1 protein-coding gene is annotated in these 1,109 nt (G+C 41.8%); it reads left to right on the top strand.

Annotation, left to right across the window (positions count from 1 at the left end; translation table 11 throughout):
* Positions 1–267: 267 nt before the first annotated feature.
* A partial coding sequence (locus tag QUA40_RS28840; protein WP_333132150.1) for an IS110 family transposase occupies positions 268–1,109 on the top strand: 842 nt, incomplete at its 3' end.

Here is a 1,109-nt window from a genome sequence, read left to right on the forward strand (position 1 = left end):
CTCCTATGTTTGCAAAATAAGTAGTAGGTCTTCGAGATACCGTTAATATACCAATAGATTTGATAAAAAGTGAAAGGGATGAGAGTGCATCTGCGGCCAAACAGCTTTGATAGCATGTTCTCACAGAGATAGTACCTCATCCTTTTTATCTCTTTGAGTTTGAACAGAATGTAAGGAATACTGCGAGATCGGTATATCCAGAATATCCAACCAGGAGACAAAACGAAGAGAGGTTTTCACTTTTTGATTCATTTTAAACTATTGGTAATGAACAAAAAAATCACAAGACAATCCGTAGGGATTGATGTGGCTCAAAAGGAGCTGGTAGTTTGCCTTGGCCGCAAGTATGAGGATTGGAGTACCGATTTGTATGGGCATAAGTGTTTTGCCAATACAGAAAAAGGGTATCTGTCGCTTTTGGCTTGGGTAAATAAGTTAATGGATGGCTCTGTGCCCGTTCAGTTTGTTATGGAGGCTACGGGAGTTTATCATGAGTCATTAGCCTATTTTTTAGATGGGAAAGGGTACAATCTGAGTATTGTGTTGCCCAACAAGATCAGCAATTATGCCCGCTCCCTGGATACTAAAACGGTTACAGACAGAACGGCCTCAGAAGCGATTGCCCTTTTTGGACTGGAAAGAAAGCTGGAAAACTGGAAGCGACCCAAAGGAATATTTAAGAAAGTAAGACAGCTATGCCGTGAACGTGATCAGGTAGTGCAGGCCCGAACGGTTGCCAAGAATCAGTTACATGCCGAACAGGCAGAAGCTGAACCTCATAAGCGCAGTATCGCCCGGATCAAACAACAGATAGCCCTATTTAACAAACAGGAAAAAGAAATCAGAAAAGATATAGCTGAATTGATAGAACAGGATAAGGAAGTTAAAGAGGCTATCGAACGCATTAGTACAAGTCCTGGTATTGGAAGTCTGACAGCTACTATTGTACTGGCTGAAACTAACGGCTTTGAACTGATCCGAAACAGGCGGCAGGTCGCCAGCTATGCCGGTTTTGACATAAAGGAAAAGCAATCAGGTACATCAGTAAAGGGTAAGCCTAGAATATCAAAGAAGGGTAATAAATATTTACGTGGAGCTATGCATATGCC

The organism is Microcoleus sp. Pol11C3 (genome assembly GCF_036701485.1).
GTDB lineage: Bacteria > Cyanobacteriota > Cyanobacteriia > Cyanobacteriales > Microcoleaceae > Microcoleus.